Raw genomic sequence first — 17,348 nt, 5'->3', positions numbered from 1 at the left:
ATGATTCATCCAGATACTATTGTGCGGACTGTTTCCCCCCTGCTAGGTAACGGGGTATTCGCGATTCGTGATATTCCGTGTGGCACAGTGATGGTTGTACGTGATGAGTTTGATATCTGCCTGCCATATGATGACTTCCAAAAATTGCCGGATATTATACGGGAATCAATGGAAACGCATGTCTATCATGACCGGGAGGGCACACTCATTCTGAGCTGGGATCATGCCCGGTTCATGAATCACAGTTGCTGCAGCAACACCATGATGACGGACTACAATTTGGAGATAGCCATAAGGGACATTCGGGCCGGAGAGCAGATTACTACGGAGTATGGCCTACTAAACGTACAAGAGCCTTATGAGATTCACTGCGGCTGCGACGGATGCAGAAAACAATTGCGCCCAGACGATATAGATAAATACGGAAATGACTGGGACGAACTTATCAAAGCCGCCCTGCTGAGCATTCCCGATGTCTCCCAGCCGCTCTGGGATATGGTGACGCCAGACATCAGGCACAAATTGGAAGAACTCCGCTTGGATAAAAATAAATATTCATCAGTGCAGAACCTTAAATGGCGCAAATAGATAATCCGATCAGACAATACTCGGCGGGATTTAGTCTAGCGCTTGCAAATCTACACAATACCCGATCAATTCATAGGCCAACTGGGCAGCGGCAAAATCAGATGCGTGATCTCCAACTTGGGGGGCCAGCTCGACCACATCCGCACCTATGACCGTGCGTCCTTTCACAGCCTTTTCAATAAGGGTCAGGGCATCTTGCCAGATGATCCCGCCGGGAACGGGAGTTCCCGTGGCCCTTATAACTGACGGATCAAGGCCGTCCACATCAAAGGAAATATAGATTTTTTCGGGAAAGACCTCAGGCAGGAGCAGTTCCGGAATTCCACACAGATAAAGCTCCCTTGCGTCAATACCGTGCACCGAAGGTGTCTCCTTACGAAATTCAACCTCCTCTATACACAAGGCACGCACTCCAAGCTGAAAGACCGGCAGTCCCAGATCTTCGACAGCCCTGCGCATAACGCAGGCGTGGCTCAAAGGATCGCCTTCGTAGCTTGAACGCAGATCGGCGTGGGCGTCAAACTGTACTATTCCAAAGGTTCCGTGCTGCTTTTTCAAGGCCCGCAACGCACCGAGGGTCACGGTATGTTCGCCGCCTATCACGAACGGAACAGCTCCGCATTCAAGAGCGAAAGCAACTGATTTCTCGATCGCGCGCAGGCTGTCCTCAGCACCCCCGGCCCCAACAGCCGGATCCGAGGTATGGATCCCGGCTTCCGCCGGACATGAACGACCGTTCCAGAGTTCCAACTGGGTGGAAGCTTCAAGAATCGCCTTAGGACCGTCAGCTGTCCCGCCGCCATATGAAACAGACGTCTCCAGTGGAGCAGGAATGACATGAACAGCGGCCTTATCCGGGGCACAATTGGGAATTTCACCCTCAAGAAAATATTTTCCCATACAAATATTATCCCTTAGCCTTCGACAAAATTGCCAATGCTACGATAACCGGTTTTTGAAGTCGTCATACCCGAATTCACGCACTACGCGGATGGTTTCGTCTTTTGAATTAAACAGGCAGATGGACGGAAGCTGAATTCCGTTAAAAGTATTTGTCTTTACCATGGAATAGATCGCCATGTCCGTGAAGATCAGTCTGTCACCTGTTTTGAGGGGCGCGTCAAATGAGTATTCTCCTGCCACATCACCGGCAAGACAAGAAGGCCCGCCGATACGGCATGTCCATGCTTTTTCCCCGGCTTCACCGGAACCGACGATATGGGGACGATACGGCATTTCGATCACATCTGGCATATGACAGGGGACAGCGGAATCCATGATCACGACAGGCATGTCTGCCTCGGTTACATCAAGGACTGTAGCCACTAGAAAACCGCTGTTCAGGGCCACGGCTTCACCGGGTTCCAGATAAACATCCACATCCCACTTTTCTTTGAAGCGGACAATAAGGTCCACCAGCAGGTCCACATCGTACCCTTCACGGGTAATGTGGTGTCCGCCTCCGAAATTAACGTATTTCATACGTGGCAGGACATCGGCAAAGCGGGATTCTACCGCCGCGATAGTTCTTTCAAGGCAATCGGCATCCTGTTCACAAAGGTTGTGCCAGTGCAGACCGATCACGCCGTCCAGATTATCAGGCTCAAAATGGTCCCTGCGGATTCCAAGACGGGAACCGGGAGAGCACGGATCGTAAATGGGAACTGCCCCCTCGGAATGTTCAGGATTGATACGTAGAGCAATATCGATGGTCCGCCCTTCCCCGAAACAAAACTCGTGAATGACCGGACGAAAATTATCCAGTTGGGCAAAAGAATTGAAAACGATATGGTCACTTGTTTCGCAGAGCTCGCCTATATCCGATTCCGAATAGGCTGCGGCAAAAGTGTGGACCTCCTTGCCGAACTCCTCACGTCCCAGCCTTGCCTCGTGCGGGGAACTGGCACAGACTCCGTCCAGCTTCCTTGCCAGCTGGGGGAAAGTGCTGAACATGGCGAAACACTTCAGGGCGAGCAGGATTTTGCATCCTGCACGCTCCCGAACAGAGGCGAGGACCTCCAGATTCTTTTCCAGAAGGTCCTCGTCCACAATATAGCATGGTGTTTTCGCTTCAAATGGGTTGAAGCCGTAAGCACTCTTTTTCACTAGAATACCACTTCGTTCCAGGGCAGGCCGTATTTGTTGAGGGCTTCCATGAACGGATCAGGATCAAGCTGTTCCATGTTGAAAACGCCCTTGCCGGACCATTTTCCGGTAACCATGAGCATGGCACCGATCATTGCCGGCACGCCGGTGGTGTAGGAGATAGCCTGAGAACCGACTTCTTCATAAGCAGCTTCGTGGCTGCATATGTTGTAGATGTACATCTTCTTCTCTTTGCCGTCCTTGATTCCCTTCATCACGTTGCCGATACAGGTGCGGCCCTTGGTCAAAGGACCGAGGGAACCGGGCTCGGGCAGTACAGCCTTGAGGAACTGCAGCGGTTGAATCATCTGGCCGTTATACTCAATGGGTTCGATGGAAGTCATGCCGATGCCTTCCAGAACACGCAGATGGGTCAGGTACTGCTCGCCAAAGGTCATCCAGAAGCGCGCACGCTTGAGTCCCTTGAGGTGCAAAGCAAGAGATTCGAGTTCTTCATGGTACATGAGGTAGCACTTCTTCTTACCGATGCCCTCGGGGAAATCGTAATCCATTGACCATGACAGGGGATCGGTTTCAACCCATTCTCCGCGTTCCCAGTAGCGTCCGCGCTGGGTGATCTCACGGATGTTGATCTCCGGGTTGAAGTTGGTGGCGAAAGCCTGTCCGTGGTCGCCTGCATTACAGTCAATGATGTCCAGCTCGTTGATTTCATCGAAATGGTGCTTCTGGGCATGGGCGGCGAAAACGTTGGTCACGCCCGGATCAAACCCGGAACCGAGCAGGGCCATGAGACCTGCCTCCTTAAAACGGTCCTGATAAGCCCACTGCCATTTGTATTCGAACTTCGCCTCTTCCGGCGGTTCGTAGTTTGCGGTATCAAGATAGTTCACGCCAGCCTCAAGACATGCGTCCATGAGCGGAAGATCCTGATAGGGCAAAGCAAGGTTGACCAGCAGGTCGGGCTTGACCTTGTTGATCAGCTCAACTGTTTCACGGACGTTATCAGCATCGACCTGATAGGTCGGCACGTCTACGCCGGTACGTTCCTTGACGGATCTGGCAATGGCCTCACACTTGGAAAGCGTGCGGCTGGCAAGATGAATTTCAGTGAATGCCTCGGGAAGCATGGCACATTTGTGCACGGTTACGCTTCCGACACCTCCGGCACCGATAATTAAAACTTTGGACATGATTGAATCCTCACATATTCCCCTGAAACGGGGATTGTCTTATCTTTCAAAGTAAGTGTAGCCCTGCAGGCCGGTCTTGTAGGCCTGGAGGATCTCTCTGCGCTGAGTGGGAGTTATGCGTTTGTTGCGAACAGCATTTTCTGCAGTCTCTCGAAATCGGGTCAGAAGATATTTTGTATCATACTCAACGTAGGAAAGTATATCTTCCACCGTATCTCCTTCCAATTCACCAACAAAATCGAATTCCCCATTCTCCCTTATCTTAACGGTGACTATATTGGTGTCACCGAGAAGGTTGTGCAGGTCTCCTAAAGTCTCCTGATACGCCCCTACAAGAAAGGCTCCGAGGTAATATTCCTCGTGCTCTTTAAGTTCGTGCAGGGGCATAGTTCGTTTGACTCCCTGGCTGTCGATAAAACGGTCAATCTTGCCATCACAATCGCAGGTTATGTCCGCCAGAATACCTTCACGGGTCGGCTTTTCATCAAGCCTGTGCACAGGCATGATGGGAAAAAGCTGACCGATGGCCCAAGCATCCGGGAGGGACTGGAACACACTGAAATTGCAATAATAAATGTCGGAAATGGCATTGGTAATACCTTCAATTTCCTGAGGAAGTGACGGAAGATCTTTGATCAGCACATTGATTCTGTACACCACCTCCCAGAAAACATTTTCCCCCATGGCCCGCTCCCTGAAAGTGATTTTTCCGCCACGAAAAGCCTGACGGATTTCATCGCGATAATAGAGAGCATCGTTGAAGATTTCCTGGATATTACGCAGATTAAGTGACTTAAGCGCATCAAAAAGGTGCTGGACATGAATATTGGCGTCTTCCGGAAGTACCTCCGGCAACGGGTCCGGATCAAAGCGGGCAGTATCCAGTACATTGAACAGCAACATGGAATAATAGGCAACAAGTGCCCTGCCCGACTCGGTAATAATGGTCGGATGCTCCACTTCCTGCTCGTCGAGCACGGTCATGACGCCTTCAACGACATCAATGCAGTATTCGTTGAGTGAATAGTTGCGGCTGCTCATGAAGTTGGTCTGGGTTCCGTCGTAATCAACGGCCAGCCCGCCACCGAGGTCGATATAGCGCATATTTGCGCCCTCGCCCACCAGAGCGGCATAGACCCTGCTCGCTTCCGCCACCGCACTTCGGATTTCACGGATGTTGGGAATCTGTGAACCAAGGTGGTAATGAAGCAATTGCAGGCAATCGAGCATATCCGATTCTTTAAGGGTATCGATTACATCGATTATCTGGGTGGCGTTCAGCCCGAAGATGGACCGGTCCCCGCCTGATTCAGACCAGAGGCCCCCGGCCTGCGAGGACAGTTTAACCCTGACTCCAAGAATCGGTCGGATGCCCTTGACCTTGGCACGCTCAATGATAAGCGGCAGTTCGCCGGGCATTTCAACCACCAGAACGCACTTGAATCCGAGCTGGGTAGCGTAAAGCCCCAGATCAATGAATTCCTCGTCCTTGTAGCCGTTACAGATAAGCACAGCTTCCGTATCACGACACATCCCCATGGCGGCGATAAGTTCGGCCTTGCTGCCTGCCTCAAGACCATGGTGATATTTTTCACCATGACGGGTCACAGCCTCAACAACCTGTTGCTGTTGATTGACCTTGATGGGATACGCCCCAAGGTACGAACCGTGGTATTCAAGCTTAGCTATGGCTGTAAGGAAGCTTTCGTTAAGAAGTGAAATTTGAGTATCGAGTATATTCTCGATGCGAAGAAGGACGGGCATATCCAGTCCACGTTCCTGAATACCTGCGATAATTTCAGGAACACTGACCGCATGCTCGAAACAGCCTGGATTGGCTGTCACCTGAAGATTCCCTTCTTCGGACACACCGAAAAAACCGGCGCCCCATTCACGGGCACCATAGAGTTCGGTGGACTTATCTATTGTCCACCTTTCCAGTATTGGGGTCACTCATAAACCCTCCATCAGAATATAGTTGGGAAATTAATTCCCGGCTTAGCTGGAGTCTCAAAAGAGACAACATTGATAAGAGCGGAACTAGAGATATGATGGATAAAAGTCAATACTTTTTACACGCGGCCAAGGGCTATTGATAACTTAACACGATAACACGCCGAATTTATGGCAACTTTGCCATGCTTAAATCAGGTTACTTTGAGTTCCCGCTGCCGAGCTTGGCAATCTGCCCTTGTAACATCTGCATTTTGCCGCTGTACTGCCCAAGCACGGCATCAAGGCGGGCATATTTGGCCTTCAGGGTTTTCTCCAGTTTATCAAGCCGTTCTTTTTCGTAATCCAGCTTTTTATCGATATTCTTGACAATATCCTTATAATTGTTATCAATAATGTTCAGAATACCGGTCTTAGCGTTGGTCATATCTTTAAGCGTCTCGACCATCTCAATAATTTTCCCGGTTTTGATTCCGGCAGTACCTGTATATGTCCCATCGTTCTGGTTATCCACCCTAACAGCCATTCCCATACCGGACATATCATTAGCTGTTATTTCCCAGCCGGATATTCTCGCAGGCTTACCGTTAATAGTCGCTGATGTAATTTTACCCCCAGAAATAGTATAAGAAATTTCGTGTGTTCCGGGCTTGGTTACACCTTTAATTAATGATTTCACCGTAAAATTAGGCGAACTGGTGCCTGTTTCATAGTCAGCTGCGAATAGTTTTGCTACCCCTTCGGGATTATCTTTCATAGCTTTTTGAAACTTATCCTCATCAATTTTCAATAAACCGAAATCAGGCGAGCCCTGATCAGTTTCCGTCTCAATGCCAAGAGTTCGCAGGGTGTTGTATTTATCCCCTGTCCCCGTTGACGAATCATAATTATTAAATCCACTCCCCTTGGTTGCGGTAATATCTTTAAACCTTTGTGCAGCAAGCTGAACCCCATAGTTTCCGGTAAGGACCGATCCTTTTTCCTTATCTTTCGCTGTATCAACCTTGGAAATATCGCGGAGAGCCTTACGGACAATGTTCACCTGCTCCACAAAGTTGCGAACATTCTCGATTACCTTGTCAGTATCGGTATTTACGTTGACAATAACGACCTGAGGTGAAGTGATACTCTTGAGAGTAAGAGTTAATCCCTGAGCGGCATCAGTGATAGTATTGCTGGCACGCTCAATCCATTTGTCTGTTCCTGACGGAAATCCGTCAATTTTGATTTTTGAATTCTGTCCCTGCTGAAGATGCTTCATCCCTATCGGACTAAGAGGGAGAAGAGTTGTGCTGCTGTTAAACGTAATTCTATTAGCATCTCCCATTTTTAAGCTGCTGAATTTAAGACGGTAATCATTACCTGTCTTTACAGCCTCCACACTCATCCTTCCCTTAAGTTCTTCAGTAGCATTAAGCATACTGACCAGCCCGCGAACAGTTGTTCCCGCCGGGACATCAATATTGGCGGTTTTTCCTCCACAACTTATACTGACTTTGCTCGCTGTATGGGAAATTACCGTTTCCTCAGAAGGAAATCCAACTGCAGATGTCCAAATGTCATTGCAGGCCAACTGGTTAATTTCAACTGCATAGGGAGAAACCGGAGCGGTACTGTCAGCAATTACACTTATATAATCAGGAGCAGTGACAGTCGTAGTCCGCCCCATGAACTCGCCGATGGAGTCCATCGCCTTCAACGCAGAGCTTAAGGTAACCATTTGTGAATTCAATTCCTTAAGACTTTTCTGCTTTTGAACCCATTGGGATCTCCAGTTCTCCAGCCTCCGCTTGTGAAAACCTTGCTGCTTGATTGAAGACTCTACGATCTTGCCAAAGTCAGTTCCGTTACCCAGCTTTTCAAATTTTGTCTGCCCGGACCAATAACTGGAGCTAGTCCCGGCGGTGGAGACCTGAGCCCCTACTTTTCCAACATCTGACACAGCTCTTCTCCTTACATATAATTGAGGATAGACATTTGACTGATCATCCGCGAACTGCGCGCCACGGCTTCATAAATAAGCTCACTCTGCTTCAACTCATTAAGCAGTTCACCAAGGTCGGCATCCTCCAGTCTGCTCAGCAGGGCCGTGTTATTGTCCTTACGGATATCTGCCAGTTTTTCCGCACTGGCAGCCCTGTTCATGCGAGCCCCGATTTCAGCGGCTTTCATTTCCACATGTTCATGAACATTCTTCAGCTCAGCTACGCATTCGCCGATGCCTTTCTTGTCGTTGGTTTCCACATAACCGATCAGCTTACCCAGCGTTTCAAAAAGGTTGCTGTTATTATCGTCAGGAGAAGGAGCAGGGTTGGATGCTCCGGGTCTGGTATAAATCCCCCCGAAAATGTCCTTGCCTACATTGTTGACCCGGATGGAGCGGTTCTGGGAGATATCAAGACGGAGGTCCGCAGTATTGGGACGGATGACAAACTGATCCCCTTTGCTGAAGGTCGTTCCTGCACCGGGAGAAAGGGTCAGACTGCCGCCGGGAACTTCAAGCCGCGTGTCTGCGGAGACATTGGAGTGAACCCAGCTGGCACCGTTATCAAGGCTGTAGGAATAGGTGATCGGCGGGGTATTTACATCCCCGTTCTTATCAATTTGAACCAGCACATCGGAAGGGAATTTACCGTCAGCCTCGGTACCAACCTGAGTATCCCCGTACTTAGCGACATTAATGTCATCGTTATCATCGCCTTTGTACTCAAGGGCCGGACGGACAATAAGCCTTGTCCCGCCCTTGTCAGTATGTTCCGTCACTGCGGTTCCGTTTTTCAGCTCCACAGTGCACGGACCGAGATCAAGTTCAGTATCTCCAGGGTTCAAGGTTCCGTTTTTCCAAGTCTTACCGCCGTCGGAGCTATATTTATAAGCAATTGTATCAGTACCCACGGTTCCGCCGGAAGTGAAACGGACATCCACCGAACTCTCCGAGGCCCCCTTAACTGCAACAACTGAATCTGCAGGAAGGTTAGGATCGGCTATGGTGGCATGCAGAATCTCCTCGTAGGCATTGGTATCCAGCTTATGTCCGGCAAAAATTGACTTGCCGCCGAACTCGGTGTTGGACTTATTGAGCAGGTTACCCAGAATACCGCGCAGGTTCTGACCTATGGAGCGGCGCTGTTCAGCGGTCAGGGTGCCGGTTGCAGCCTGTTCAGCCAGCGTCTTGATACGGCCTATATCGGTACTGGTCTGCTGCAGCACGCTGTCTGCCAGACTCAGCCAACTGGAAGCGGTCTTAATATTCTTTATGTACTGATCGGTCTCCAAACCGAAAGAACGGCAATTGATGATCCCGCCCATGGCTGCCGGATCATCAGAAGGAACCAGCACCCGCTTCTGCGCGGAGTTACGCATCTGGGCCTCTGCCATGCGGCTCATGGATGAGTTCAGGTTGTAAAGCGACATGTTGAAAATCTGATTGGTGGAAATTCTCATCTCAGCCCCCTACTTAAGCGAAAGCAATGTATCGAACATCTCGTTGGCAGTTTTGATCAACTGGGCCGCTGTACGGTAAGAACGCTGGTAACTGGCGATAATATCCATCTCTTCATCAATACTGACTCCGCCGACTGATTCCTGCTTATCCACCAATCCCTTAAGAACGGTCTGGGAGATAGACATGTTGGCATTGGCATCAGCCGCATCCGAGCCGACAGTGGCTACAAGGGAGGAATAGTAATCGTTGAAACTGGACTCGGAGGAAGTACCCCCGGACTTGAAATTTACATTCTTCTTTCCGGCAAGTGCTGCAACCGCCCGCGCTGTGGAGTTATCCCCCTTGTTGACTTCCCCGGCTCCATTCACATGGGCAGCTCCGATCTTTGAAGGATCAGCCTCAATGGATTCATGGACTTTGATGGAAGCTGCATCATGGCCTTCAAAGAAAGTATTAATGCCTAATCCGGCAAGTACTCCGCTGGTATCGTTGGAAAACTGGAAACGATTATCGCCAAGTCCCTTAATGGAAAGTTTACCGTCGGTAATCACGGCCTGCGCTTTTCCGGGGAAACTGGCATTTATGGCGTCACGCACATTCTCAAGGGAGTGGACTGCAGGATCGAAATTCTTTTTACCCGGAGGTATGGAAGAGAAATCAACCGCTGAAACTGAAACTTTTTTCCCGGTAACGGCACTGTAAAAAGCCATGCTGAAACTTCCGGAAGTAGGCTTGTCCGCATAAGGCAGGTTGCTCTTGGCAAGAGGCACAGAACTGTCGCGCACCTTGTACGTTCCGATGGTATTGGCATGGTTGACCAGCCCGGCCCCCTGTGAGTGGGCGCGGTTTACTTCCCAGGCAATGGATTTTGCAAAAGCATTCAGTTTATCAATATAAGAACCGATCTTTTCGTCTCTGGCCCGCAGAAGTCCGGCAATGGAACCGCCCCTTAAGCGGCGTTCTCCGTCATTTCCGGCAAGCGGGCTGACGGATTCAGATGTGGAAGTGTTCTTATACCAGCGGACTTCTGTCTTCGGACTAATGGTAAAACGGTCTCCATCCTTCAGTTGGGAGGTGGCTGCGCTGGCACTGCTGCCTGCTTTACCGAACCAGAAATTAACCCCGCCTACGGTTACAGCATCGTTCTGACCTCCGGCAGTGAACAATTTCTCGCTGCCGTCCGGGTTGCTGATCCATGTCTTGCCGCCGTCGCGCGAAACCTTGAACTGAGCTGCCGGGGCGGCACCGGAAGCATTACCGTCGCTGACCACCTGAATGGTCAGTTCTTCACCGGACTGACCGCTGAAATGGACTTCATCCTTGAACGGGGATCCGGGCGCCAACGAATTACGCACTCCGCCATGTTCAAATTTCAATTCAAAAGACTTAGCGCCCTCAACCAGCTTCTGCCCTTCGCCCAGAGAAACGATAACCTGCCCGGAAGGCTCTTCCTGCACACTGATATCCACCAGTGACGACAGCCCGCGAAGCACGATGTCCCTGCGGTCCAGCAGAGTATTATCGTTGGGATTGGCAATGATCTGCTTATTCAGCTCAGCCAGTTCCTTGATGGCATCATTGGCTTTGCCCACTTCCTGTTTCAGGTGGGTGGTGATCAAATCCTGCTGACGGCGCAGGTCCCCCACGACGGAACCCAGCTGGGCGGAAAACTTCTGAGCCGCACCCACAAGGGCGACCCTGTTCGCTCCCAGTTGCGGGTTATCGGCAAGGGATTGCCACGCAGCCCACATATCCCCCATGAATTTACCGATCCCGGCATCTTTGCTCTCCACAAAAAACTTCTCAACCATGGAAAGGTTTCCGGCTTCAGCATCCCAACGCGAGAATTCAGGGCTTTTATCCAGAACTCCCCGCTCAAGAAACTGCGACAGGTTACGCATGATACTATCAACTGTAGCCCCGGTACCGTAAGACCAGCGACCTTCCCGGATCGACATGTTCTCGTCCTGAACAACGCTTCGGCGGCGGTATCCGGGGGTCTTCAAATTAGCTACGTTATTGCCGTGAACAGACAAGCCTATCTGGGCATTCTGCATTGCACCGCGGCCTATGGAAAAAATATTGCCAAGCATGGTGTGCTCCCTTGATGCCTCCGGCGGCCCTTCGGGGACCAGAGAAACTTTTTGGAAAAAGTTTCTCTGGACTCTTCAAAAACTTTTAATTTGCTTCGCGTCCTTAATTACGCACAATCTCCCGTAAAACAGGGGCGAAGCCTTATTGAAAAGTTTTGAAGGGATGGGGTCTGGGGAAGGTAAACTTTTCCCAAAAATTTCCCTTCCCCAGCCGCCGGAGACATTCAAAAACTATCGCTTCAACTGAATCAATTCGCCTAAAAGCTGATCCGCTGTGGTGATGGCTTTACTGTTGGCCTGAAAACCGCGCTGAGTGGTGATCAGTTTGACCATTTCATCCCCAACATCAACGTTGGATTGCTCCAGCTTGTTGGAGGCGATGGCGCCCAACGGTCCTGTTCCGGCACGTCCGGTCAGGGCCGAACCGGAATCGCGGGTACTTGAGAAAAGGTTTCCTCCTTCCCGGCGCAAGCAGTACTGGTTGTTGAAGTTGGCGAGGGTGAGCACATAGAGATCGAGCACCTGCCCGTTTGAGTAACGACCGGTGACAACACCGTCGCGGTCGACCTCTACAGCCTGTAGAAAACCTGCCCCGTAACCGTTCTGAGACTGGGAGTTACGGGCGTTTCCGGTATCATAGGAAGTTGAATAGGAGGCACTACGCTTGGGAGTAGTGAAATTGGGAATATTCGCTAAGGTATTACCTACGGCAGAAGCATCGGCAGGTGTCGGGGTAGACCATGTTGGCGGATTACTGCCGTTGCTCAAGCCGAAATCAAGGGTGATCGGGTTAGCATCCGGATCAGTAGCAAGGTTTGCGTTGGCTTTCCCGAGAAAGTTTGCAGTGAAGATAGGCTTACCTTCATCGGACATGGGCGAAGGAACCCAGTTGGTTAGGTCCTGCATTCCGCCTGTGGCACTATCTTTAAGTGAAAAGGAACTCATACCGATCATTTCACCGCGTGGGTTGAACGTCATGGTTCCGGTCATGAGCAGACCTGCTGCGGAAGTGGTATTAAGAGCTGTTCCGTTAATGGTCCTTCCGTCTTCTCCGGGAGGCACGGTAACGATAAACTCGTAAACCCTGTTACCGGCAGCATCAGTGGTCACAGTATTGTCCTTGACCGGATCAAAGTAGATGGTCAGGTCATGTGAGGTTCCGCTTTCATCAAAAGTCTTGATGGTATTTTGAAAAGCGTAGCGGTCCGCCGGGATGGGAGGATTGTTTTTACCATTCCAGGTTTGATGCAGTGAGAAAAACGGCTGACCGGTCACGTTGCACTTGTCCTCAGCCTTTGAGCTGAGATTGACGGTCATGGCAATTTCGGAAGTGCGTACAGGGGGAGACTGGAATCTATCCAATACTATATCTGTGGGGGAACCGATGATGTCCGGTTTTCCGCTTTCAGAATTGGGATTGACTTTCCAACCCTGCACCACATAGCCGTGGGGATCAGTGAGCACCCCTTGCTTATTGAAAATGAAATTTCCGGCACGGGTGTAATAAGTCGCATCAGTGTCCGGGTGGCGGACGGTGAAAAAGCCCTTACCGCCGATCGCAACGTTCGTAGCTTCGGAAGAAGGCTCAAAGGGCCCCTGCTTGAAGTCACCGTAAATGGATGCGATGCCGACGCCATGGCCGACCTGTCCAATCCCGCCACCCGTATTGATCGCGCTGTAAAATGCATCCTCAAATGAAGTGCGCGCGCCCTTGAACCCGATGGTGTTGCCGTTGGCAAGGTTGTTGCCGATAATGCTCATAGCTTCACTGTGAGCACGGATGCCGCTGATACCGTTGTACATTGATCCTTTTAAGCCCATGAGAATCTCCTTGCGGTAAAAAAGTTAAGCAACAACTCTTGTCACGTTGGACAAAAGCACCTTGCGGCCGTCTTCAAGCTCCAGAATGTTCTGACCTCCAGCCATATTCACGGCCTTGATCTTTCCGGAGATTTCAGTTGAAGCGAGAACTTTTTTACCTTTAGGGGTTTCAGCGCGGACTGCGATATTGTACTGGCCGTCTTCTACGGCATTTCCGTCTTTATCTTTACCATCCCATTTATAATCAACTTTTCCGGCATTCATACCGCCCAGTTCGTCAGAACGGATCAGCGCACCGTCTTTGTCGTAAATGTCTACATAGACAAACTTGCAAGTTGCAGGGAAAGAGATATTGACTGAAGAAATTTCAGAACCTTTTTTGGACACAGCAAAACCTTTGGCCATAACGCTTTTGCCTATATAGCCGGTGGCGTTAAGTCCTTTCAGTTCGTTGACGCTTTCAGTCAGGCCTTCCATTGCCTTGGAGATATTGGTGAGTCTTTCAACGGTGGAAAACTGGGCCAGCTGAGCCAGCTGTTCCTTGTTGTCCATGGGATTGACGGGATCCTGATTAGTCAGTTGGGTGACGAAAAGCTTCAGGAAAGCGTCTTTATTAAGATCCTTGCTTGGAATCTTAGGTTCGGCATTCTTGTTTACACTATTTAAATACGTGGTAGCTTCGATCATGATTTCCTCCTGTCTGCACAACAGCTTGGGTCCGGCGAGAAATACGCAGGACGAGTTGATGCGCCTCAAGAAGGCAATCAGCCTATGAACCGGGATTCGGCATGATCAAGGCAGGAAAGAAACAGTTGATGAAGGGGTAACTGTTTCCAGCTGTGCAGGCGTGAGAGGAAGTGGGTCGGGGAGGTCTTTCTATCACGCCATGACCTTGAACTCCCGGTCATTATCGTTATCAGAATTTTTTTCCTGAACAAGCTCCTTGGCTTTTTCAATGCAATGTCCGCCAAAAGGGGCGACTACCGCTCCTTTGAGGCTACGCTTCATCTCTACGACAGCCTTTCTGCAGGACTGGCATTCGGCGAAGTGAGCCTCAAGGCTGCTGACCTGTTCATCGGTAGCAGTTCCATCGAGATACATGCATATCTCATCAATTTCCGGGCAGGCAGGAGTAGGGCCGAAAGGAAGGTCCTTCTCCGTGCGGCTGCATTTTTTACGTCCGGTTCCGTCCATGGAACACCTCGTGGTTGTTTTGTCTGCCGGTCCGTCCGTGCACCAGCAGGGTTACTGTGTCCGTTAAATCCATAAAATGAATTTAATTCCCGACACTAACGGGTCAGCGCATAAGAATCCTCACTGACTCCGTGGTAGGAACGCAGTTTGATCAGGGCCTTATGCTTGGCACTCCTGACCGACTGTTCCTTAATTCCGATGAAATCGGAAATTTCTGAAATATCCAGCCCGTCCTCAAAATAAAGCTTCACTATCAGCTTCTGGCGAGGCGAAAGCAGCTGCTCCGGGATATCCAATCCTTCCTGAACCGGATCTGCAGGAGCTTCAAGCTCGTTAATGAAATCATCTAAGGGAGCTAGACAATACACTCCCTTGCGCAAAAAATCCATTGTAACACTTCTGGATATGACCATTAGCCAAGTCGTAAGTTTGGCTTTTTGCGGATCATATTTCTTTAACAGACTTCTATCATTCTGTACAAGACGCAGGAAAACGTTCTGGCAAATATCATCAGCATGATGCTGAGAGTAAAATTTAAGCTTGCTATTTAATGTATTATTGATAGTAAAATAGATTATTCCAGAATATTTCTCTACAAAAGTATTCCAAGAAGACCTATCTCCTTCAGTACACTTTCTGATAATATTTACTATTGTTTTTTGTTCTAAGCTCAAAACAATCACCCAATGTCTTTATTTAATGCTTCTTAATGTTTTCCCTTCATCAAAACAGGCTGATTGCCTCCATGGGCATTCTTACAACTGTATACGCAGAAAAAAACCGAAACATCCCCACTCTCTTAATAAAAACCTGATCAAAATTAATCTTTCTTAATTTAAACCCGTTAAATCAAGATGTTAACGAAAAACATTTTTTTCATTTTACCGAGGGATAAAGACTCATGTCCCTTACTTATATAATCCGGCGCGAAGCTGATTCTTCAAAGTAAGTTCATGCCGTAAATACGAGAATCGTATTTGAACTTGAATAAAATCAAAAAAGTCCACGCTGATGTTCGAAATTTGCAGAAAAAAGTTCTGCCGATTGGCTGTTGATAAACTTTATATAACTTTAGAAAGCTTCTCAATAGGCAATATTTTCCGCATATTAGCATATGGGCTTAATTCACAACCCACATTATTACCGCAGGGTGAAATGAGAGAAGAGGTTTGTTTCAGAAGTATCTTGCTGCAAAATATCTAGAGTGCTAATAGTATTTTAAAATTAAAAGCACACAAAATTATTGCGTCTACATCTAAATTCATCATTTTAAATAACACTTACGGAGTAGCGGATTATGAAATTTTCCCGTCGGGAATTCTTAAGCGCCGGACTTGGGCTCGGCAGTGTGTTGATAATCCCTGATTTCGGTCTGGCCAAGGGTAGCCCGAAAACCGATACAGGCTCGCCCGCAACGACAAAAGTTCAGGCCCTGAAAGAAATTGAAGCCTTCATCCAGAAATGCGCAACTGAAGGTAAACAATTCAGTGCAGATAAGCTCGCAGCCGACAACAATGCACAATGGGACCGACTGGTAAATCACTATTTTGACCGTAAAAAATACACCTGTCTCTCAGTGAACTCTGCCAACCTGTGCCCATCCATGAAACCTGTCCAGGATATGGTTGATCTTGTCCAGGACATGCTGGCCAAGGATATTTCCTTCCCGATGCGTGGAGAACTTGCTGAGGCAAGCCTTGGTCACGGCCTTGAGGCCATGAAAAAATGGTTTGGACTGGAAAAACAGAAATATGAAGCCGACTATCTCATGGCCTTGGTCGCCAACAGCACTCAGGGTAACAACTTTATCAACAACGGACTGGTCACTTCCGGTTTCTTCGATCCGCAAAAGGACAACGTGGTCGTATGGGATGTAAACCACCCCACCAACTATCAGGCATGGGAATATCGCCGGGCCACACAAGGGTGGGCGAAGGATTCGGTGAGGGTTGTGAGAACGAAAATGTTCGCAAACAGCGTAACCGCATCCGAAGCCGCACAGGGGATTCTCCCCGGTGACCCCGCAAACGAAGATGAAATAATCAAGGCAATTCTCACAAAGGTGGACAAAAACACCAAGGTGGTCACCCTGTCATGGCAATCCAATGAATGCGGAATACTGCTGCCAATGGCACGGATTGTTAATGAGCTTCGCAAAATCAACAAACACATGCACATTCATGCCGATAGCGCCCAGACTCTTGGGGTTCTCGATCTTAAGCTCGGAGATCTCGATGTAGACAGTATTACCGGAAGCTATCACAAGTGGCCTTGCGGTCCAAAAATGGTCGGCGTGCTGTACATGAACAACAAAACCGGAGCCGCAGAAAGATTTGTCCCCAGCGAATGGGGCTACGATGAGCACATCATGACCCCGGAAGATTATGGTTTTAAAGCCTCCTGCGGACAGATTGATCCTAATGCCAAACGTTTTTCGTATTTAGGACAACAAAACGATGCTACCCTTGTCTCTACATGGATGGCTGCCCTTTTTCATACTGGGAAATTCCATCCGCAGGTAAACCCGGAAAAGATAGAAAAACGCATTCACTATCTCGGTTCACGGGCGAAGGAGGCTTTGCTGAGAAAACTTCCTGACATTTATCCTGATTTCAAAACCAAATATGCTTATAAATGGATTTCCACACCCACAACCAATGACAATTTACGCAGCTCGGTTTTCCTCTTCAAGACTCCTGACAAGATAAAGGCCGGTGATGTGGTTAAAAATGTTTACGAGCAGCATCAGATCGCCATCGCCAACCTGCATGTGCTCGGACATGACCTTGTGCGCATTTCACCTACCTTCTGCAATACCGCAGCAGATGTTGAGGATGCGGTCGGAGCCACTGTAGATGTGATAAAAGCCATGATCCAAGGAAAACTGGCAAACAACACTGTCAACAGGTCTTACGCCTGATATTCTCTCCAGTTTTACTGATAATGAATAAGGAAAAA

The 17,348-nt window shown here is 49.1% G+C and carries 13 protein-coding genes; 2 read left to right on the top strand and 11 right to left on the bottom strand.

The window, feature by feature from the left end; all coding sequences use genetic code 11:
* Positions 1 to 588 carry an SET domain-containing protein-lysine N-methyltransferase gene (locus ACKU41_RS17210; RefSeq protein WP_321402514.1) on the top strand — a complete coding sequence of 196 codons (588 nt, stop codon included), beginning with the start codon at positions 1 to 3 and terminating at the stop codon, positions 586 to 588.
* 30 nt (positions 589 to 618) lie between these two features.
* Here the strand turns inward: ACKU41_RS17210 and speB are convergent, their stop codons facing one another.
* The 11 genes from speB to ACKU41_RS17155 all read right to left on the bottom strand — a co-directional run bounded on the left by speB (position 619) and on the right by ACKU41_RS17155 (position 15,073).
* Positions 619 to 1,488, bottom strand: a complete 870-nt coding sequence (gene speB, locus ACKU41_RS17205; protein ID WP_321402512.1) for an agmatinase — start codon at positions 1,486 to 1,488, stop codon at positions 619 to 621.
* Between the two features lie 39 nt (positions 1,489 to 1,527).
* Entirely contained in the window at positions 1,528 to 2,700 is a 1,173-nt protein-coding gene (nspC, locus tag ACKU41_RS17200; RefSeq protein ID WP_407944434.1) for a carboxynorspermidine decarboxylase, read from the bottom strand.
* A complete protein-coding gene (locus tag ACKU41_RS17195) occupies positions 2,694 to 3,884 on the bottom strand; it encodes a saccharopine dehydrogenase family protein (protein ID WP_319778774.1) in 1,191 nt (396 codons plus the stop codon). Before ACKU41_RS17195 ends, nspC begins: the two co-directional genes overlap by 7 nt.
* Before the next feature lie 39 nt (positions 3,885 to 3,923).
* Positions 3,924 to 5,837 carry a biosynthetic arginine decarboxylase gene (gene speA, locus ACKU41_RS17190; RefSeq protein WP_321402507.1) on the bottom strand — a complete coding sequence of 638 codons (1,914 nt, stop codon included), beginning with the start codon at positions 5,835 to 5,837 and terminating at the stop codon, positions 3,924 to 3,926.
* Positions 5,838 to 6,036: 199 nt separating this feature from the next.
* The gene (gene fliD, locus ACKU41_RS17185; RefSeq protein WP_321402504.1) at positions 6,037 to 7,779 is read right to left on the bottom strand and encodes a flagellar filament capping protein FliD; all 1,743 of its coding nucleotides are present in this window, start codon (positions 7,777 to 7,779) and stop codon (positions 6,037 to 6,039) included.
* A gap of 11 nt (positions 7,780 to 7,790) precedes the next feature.
* Positions 7,791 to 9,281: a flagellar hook-associated protein FlgL gene (gene flgL / locus ACKU41_RS17180; protein WP_321402502.1), complete on the bottom strand. Its 1,491-nt coding sequence runs from the start codon at positions 9,279 to 9,281 to the stop codon at positions 7,791 to 7,793.
* A 9-nt stretch (positions 9,282 to 9,290) separates the two neighbouring features.
* The gene (gene flgK, locus ACKU41_RS17175) at positions 9,291 to 11,375 is read right to left on the bottom strand and encodes a flagellar hook-associated protein FlgK (protein WP_321402500.1); all 2,085 of its coding nucleotides are present in this window, start codon (positions 11,373 to 11,375) and stop codon (positions 9,291 to 9,293) included.
* Positions 11,376 to 11,606: 231 nt separating this feature from the next.
* Positions 11,607 to 13,196 (bottom strand): flagellar hook-basal body complex protein, encoded by a 1,590-nt coding sequence (locus tag ACKU41_RS17170; RefSeq protein WP_319778767.1) that lies wholly within the window; start codon positions 13,194 to 13,196, stop codon positions 11,607 to 11,609.
* Positions 13,197 to 13,220: 24 nt separating this feature from the next.
* Positions 13,221 to 13,883: a flagellar hook capping FlgD N-terminal domain-containing protein gene (locus ACKU41_RS17165; protein WP_321402497.1), complete on the bottom strand. Its 663-nt coding sequence runs from the start codon at positions 13,881 to 13,883 to the stop codon at positions 13,221 to 13,223.
* A 192-nt stretch (positions 13,884 to 14,075) separates the two neighbouring features.
* On the bottom strand, positions 14,076 to 14,390 hold the full coding sequence (locus tag ACKU41_RS17160) for a zf-HC2 domain-containing protein (RefSeq protein ID WP_321402495.1): 315 nt from the start codon (positions 14,388 to 14,390) through the stop codon (positions 14,076 to 14,078).
* 95 nt (positions 14,391 to 14,485) lie between these two features.
* Positions 14,486 to 15,073, bottom strand: a complete 588-nt coding sequence (locus ACKU41_RS17155) for a sigma-70 family RNA polymerase sigma factor (protein WP_321402494.1) — start codon at positions 15,071 to 15,073, stop codon at positions 14,486 to 14,488.
* A 614-nt stretch (positions 15,074 to 15,687) separates the two neighbouring features.
* On the opposite strand from ACKU41_RS17155, the gene ACKU41_RS17150 reads away from it, so the two are divergent.
* The gene (locus tag ACKU41_RS17150) at positions 15,688 to 17,310 is read left to right on the top strand and encodes an aminotransferase class V-fold PLP-dependent enzyme (RefSeq protein ID WP_321402492.1); all 1,623 of its coding nucleotides are present in this window, start codon (positions 15,688 to 15,690) and stop codon (positions 17,308 to 17,310) included.
* The last annotated feature ends 38 nt before the right edge of the window (positions 17,311 to 17,348 follow it).

Origin of the sequence: Maridesulfovibrio sp., from assembly GCF_963678865.1 — a bacterium.
In the GTDB taxonomy this organism is placed as follows: domain Bacteria; phylum Desulfobacterota; class Desulfovibrionia; order Desulfovibrionales; family Desulfovibrionaceae; genus Maridesulfovibrio.
The sequence above is the reverse complement of the archived record's forward strand: the minus strand, read 5'-3'. Positions and strand labels throughout refer to the sequence as shown.